Origin of the sequence: uncultured Leptotrichia sp. (genome assembly GCF_938036635.1) — a bacterium.
In the GTDB taxonomy this organism is placed as follows: Bacteria; Fusobacteriota; Fusobacteriia; order Fusobacteriales; family Leptotrichiaceae; genus Leptotrichia; species Leptotrichia hongkongensis.
In genome coordinates this window covers 1-4,711 of sequence record NZ_CALHQO010000075.1, presented here as the reverse complement: position 1 = coordinate 4,711, position 4,711 = coordinate 1, and the positions used below count along the sequence as shown (strand labels likewise).

The 4,711-nt window shown below is 32.9% G+C and carries 5 protein-coding genes; all 5 read right to left on the bottom strand.

All coding sequences use genetic code 11. The features are described from left to right. A partial coding sequence (locus Q0370_RS01410; RefSeq protein WP_299571106.1) for a lysozyme inhibitor LprI family protein occupies positions 1-359 on the bottom strand: 359 nt, incomplete at its 3' end. Between the two features lie 22 nt (positions 360-381). Continuing rightward, the gene (locus Q0370_RS01405; protein WP_147006435.1) at positions 382-1,137 is read right to left on the bottom strand and encodes a class I SAM-dependent methyltransferase; all 756 of its coding nucleotides are present in this window, start codon (positions 1,135-1,137) and stop codon (positions 382-384) included. A 27-nt stretch (positions 1,138-1,164) separates the two neighbouring features. Next, positions 1,165-2,034 (bottom strand): ABC transporter permease, encoded by an 870-nt coding sequence (locus Q0370_RS01400; protein ID WP_299571093.1) that lies wholly within the window; start codon positions 2,032-2,034, stop codon positions 1,165-1,167. Positions 2,035-2,080: 46 nt separating this feature from the next. Continuing rightward, complete coding sequence (locus Q0370_RS01395) at positions 2,081-3,148, bottom strand: ABC transporter permease (protein ID WP_299571090.1); 1,068 nt, start codon at positions 3,146-3,148, stop codon at positions 2,081-2,083. Beyond that, entirely contained in the window at positions 3,141-4,658 is a 1,518-nt protein-coding gene (locus tag Q0370_RS01390; protein ID WP_299571088.1) for an ABC transporter ATP-binding protein, read from the bottom strand. Before Q0370_RS01390 ends, Q0370_RS01395 begins: the two co-directional genes overlap by 8 nt. Positions 4,659-4,711 lie beyond the last annotated feature (53 nt).

Here is a 4,711-nt window from a genome sequence, read left to right as displayed (position 1 = left end):
ATCCTTTGTTGTATTAAATTAATCCGTTCTCTTGTTTCAGATTTTTCTCTAACGCATAGGTTATACCAATTTCTATACATTCCATAATTTCTCATTTCTTCATCTGAATATTTTATCCACATTTCTTGAGAATTAATTAACTTCTGCTTTAATTTAGAATAACGCTTTCTATTTTTATCAAATTTCTGAATTAGTTTATTATATATTTCATCCATTTTTCTTTGTTCATTTTCTAGTATTTTTAAATGTTCGTTATCATTTTCCCCACAAGCACTAAAAAATTTAGCTGTAATTATTTCCAAATCTTTTGAAAACGAAACTAAAGAAAATACCATAAATATAAAAACTATTTTTCTCATATTAAATATTCCTTTTGTATTTTTATTCTTTTATTGCTCTTGTTGCCACAAAACTTGCAATATTAAGTTCATGCAGCCTTCCAAATCCATTTGTATCATCATAAATATCTGTTAGTCTAAATCCAGCTTTCAATTGTCCACCTATCTGTTCTGATATTGTGTGGGAAAATTGAATTCCACAGTCCTGTTCTTCCAGCTGCTTTCTTTGCTCTTCATTGACTAATGGGTTGAATGGAAGACTGTTGATGATTTTTTCTTCCTTTTCATCTACAGTATAATTTGTTCCAATATCAAGACCACACAATAAAATTCCACCTTTTTTCAGGATTCGGTAACATTCTTTAAAAACTGGTTCAACTTTTTCGATGTAGCAGTTGCTTACTGGATGAAAAATTATGTCAAAACTGTTATCTGCAAATGGCAATTTTTTTGTCATATCGGCTTTGATAACTTCTATTTCATATTTTTCACGTTCTGCAACCATTTTTTCAGCTTCCAGCTGTTTATCTGAGTAATCCAAAACAGTGCAGTTTCCTCCCAAAGCGTTAAATATAGGCATTTGCTGTCCACCACCAGAAGCCAGTCCTAATATTTTTTTGTCTTTTAAGTTTCCAAACCATTCGTGAGGTACAGGATTTGTTGGTGTTAAGAGGACATTCCAATTACCATTTTTAGCATTTAAATAAGTTTCATGGCTAATTGGCTGTCCCCATTCCCAGCCTTCTTCAATCCAACGGTCAATTGTTTCTGCATTTATTTCCTGATAAGATTTTGACATTTTTATTCCTTTTTTTATTATTAAATTTTATTTTTCATACGGCAATCCTGATGCTTTTGGTGCTTTCGATTTTCCTACAAATCCAACTAATGCCAATAAAGTCAAAACATATGGTATCATTGTCAAAAATTGCTGAGATATTGGTAACCCGATTGTTTTTGAGACATCTGCAAATGCTTGTCCAAAAGCAAATAATAAACTTGCCAAAATTGCTCCTAATGGATTCCATTTTCCAAAAATCATTGCCGCCATGGCAATGTATCCACGTCCTGCTGACATATTGTTTGAAAAAGAGGGAAGCAATACTGCTGTAAGATAAGCCCCTCCAAGTCCACCTAATGCACCTGATATAAGCACAGCTATATATCTTGTCTTATAAACACTTATTCCAACTGTATCGGCCGCTAAAGGATGCTCTCCAACAGAACGGATTCTTAGACCTAATACAGTTTTATATAAAAAGAAATACATTGCTATGGCAACTGCATAAATTACGATTATCATTAATGGACGATTTGCCAATGATTTTGCCAATGGAGTACTTCCAGCAGTTTTATAGATGGCTTTTATAGAATACGAAGTGATTGCAGCTGCAAATAAATTTATTGCAACTCCACTTATAATTTGATTTCCTTTAAGATTGATACTTATTACTGCGTGAATTAGTGAGATTAAGACCCCCACTATCACTCCAAAAATTATTCCTAAATATGGATTTCCTGTAGCAATATTGACAACTGCTGTCGCAAATGCTGAACTTAGCATAATTCCTTCAAGTCCAATATTAATAACTCCACTTTTTTCAGAAATACACGCTCCTACAGCTGTTATTAAAATTGGAGGTGCTATTATTATTGTTTGCTGCAATAAATTAAATATTTGTTTTAATACAATCATTTTATTTTTCCTTTCTGACTCAATATTTTTTATTTGACAATTAAACTTATACTGTTTTCTTTTTATTAAGCATAAATTTAAATAAATTTTCTGACGCTACGAAAATAATTATTAATGCTTGTATAATAAATACAATATCTTTATCAATCTGGTATCTTTGCTGCAACATTTGTCCCCCAACTTCAAGTGCCGCATAAAATATTGCCGCAACTAATATTCCAAATGGATTGTTTTTTCCAAGGAGTGCCACAGCAAGCCCTGTAAATCCATAATCTCCCATTATAAGCTCTGTATATGTATACTGTGATGCTCCACCTAAAACACGTTCAGCTCCTCCAAGTCCAGCACATGCTCCAGCGATTCCCATTGCCAAAAACATAATGTGTCTTGGATTGATTCCTGCATTTTCAGCAACTGTATCACTTTGTCCAACTGCTTTTATTTCATATCCTTTTTTAAAATATTTGAAAAAGAAAAATATTCCTATTGTCAGAAGAATTGCGATTATAAAACCAAAATTTAAGTTTTGTTTTGTAATTTTTGCAAAAAGTAGCGGTAATCTTGCTCCTTCAAAGATACGTGGAGATTGTGTATTTTGTGAAGCAGGATCTTTTAAAGGCCCATTTAACAAGAAATTTTGCACTTCAATCATGATATAGTTTAACATAATCGTACTGATTACTTCACTTACTCCAAATTTTGCACGCAACAGTCCAGCTATTCCAGCCCAAAGAAATCCAGCAATTATAGCCACAATTATTACAACTACTACATTTCCAAAAACATAATTTTTAAATGTGATTGCCCAGAAAGTAGCCGCAAGTCCTCCTGCAATCATTTGTCCTTGCATTCCTATATTAAACAATCCCGCTTTAAAGGCTACCATTGTAGCAAGTGCCGAAAATATTAATGGTGTTGCAATAAATAATGTCTTTGCAAGTCCACTAAATAATGGAGATCTTGGCGAAGTTTGATAAAAAGCTGCTCGCATCATGTCGGTATAGGCTGTAAATGGATTTACACCTTTTGTTATCATTATCATTCCACCAATAATTAATGCTATTAATACTGCAATTATAGATGGTAGAAAATCCTTTATCTTATTTTTAATCATCTATTTTTCCTCCTGCCATTAATATTCCTATTTTTTCTGTTGTTGCATCTTTTCTATCCAAAACCCCTACAATTCTTCCCGAATACATTACTGCAATTCTGTCACTTAACGCCATTATTTCTGATAACTCTGCTGAAACAAGCATTATAGCCTTTTTCTGAGTTTTTTCATTCAAAATCGTATTATGAATCATCTCAATTGCACCAATATCAACTCCCCTTGTAGGCTGTGCCGCAATAATAAATCTATTTTCACGTTCCAACTCTCTTGCTACAACAACTTTTTGCTGATTTCCCCCAGACAGTCCGCCAAATTTTATTTTTCCATCTGTAGGTCTAATATCATATTTTTCTATATATTCATTAGTTTTTTTCTCAATTTCACTATAATCTAGCAATATTCCTTTAGAATATTGATCCTGAAGTCCTAAAGCCATATTCTCCTCTATAGTAAAATCATCAATAGTTGCTCTTTTATGTCTGTCTTCAGGTATATGGGAAAGCCCTTTTTCCTTAATAAGTTTTGGTGATTTATTTTCCAACTCATTGTTATCTATAAAATATGTTCCACTATCAACTTTTATAAGTCCTGCAAGAGCTTCTATCAGTTCAGTTTGTCCGTTACCTTCTACACCAGCAATTCCAAGAATTTCTCCTTCTCTTATTTCAAATGAAACGCCTTTTAATTTTTCAATATTTCCACTTTTCACAGTTAAATTATCAACTTTTACAACTACATCTCCCAGTTTCACATCTGGACGTTTCACTTCAAACAGCACCACACGCCCGACCATAAGATTTGCAATTTTTTCTTTCGTCGCTTCCTCAGTCTTGAGTTCTCCAACATCGCTTCCACGTCTAATAACTGTGATATTATCTGATAAATCAAGTACTTCCTGTAATTTATGAGAAATAAAGATTATTGTTTTCCCTTCTTTTACAAGATTTCTCATAATTTCATAAAGTTCTTTTACTTCTTGAGGTGTAAGGACTGCACTCGGCTCATCAAACACCAGTAGCTCTGCTCCCTTAAATAGCACCTTCAAAATCTCAATTCTCTGATGAATTCCAACTGATAAATCTGACACTTTTGCATCTGGATCAATATTTAGTCCATATCTTTCAGAAACTTCCCTAACCTTCTTTCTTGCAGTATTCAAATCAAAAAATACTCCACCCTTTTTAGGTTCAAATCCTAAAACCATATTTTCAGCAACTGTCAATGTATCAACTAGCATAAAATGCTGATAAACCATTCCAATTCCCAAATTTGCCGCAGTTGTAGGACTTTCAATATCAATTTTTTCCCCCTTATAAAAAATCTCACCAGAAGTCGGAGAATACAATCCATTCAAAATCTTCATAAGCGTAGACTTACCTGCTCCATTTTCCCCAACAATTGCATGAATCTCCCCTTTTTTTACTTTTAGCGTAATATCATCATTTGCGACAATTTTTCCGCCCAAAAATTCTTTACGTATATTTTTCATTTCCAAAATATATCCGCTCATTTTTCCTCCTAAAATTAATCTAAAGTTTTTAGCGTTATATTTAAAACACTTAT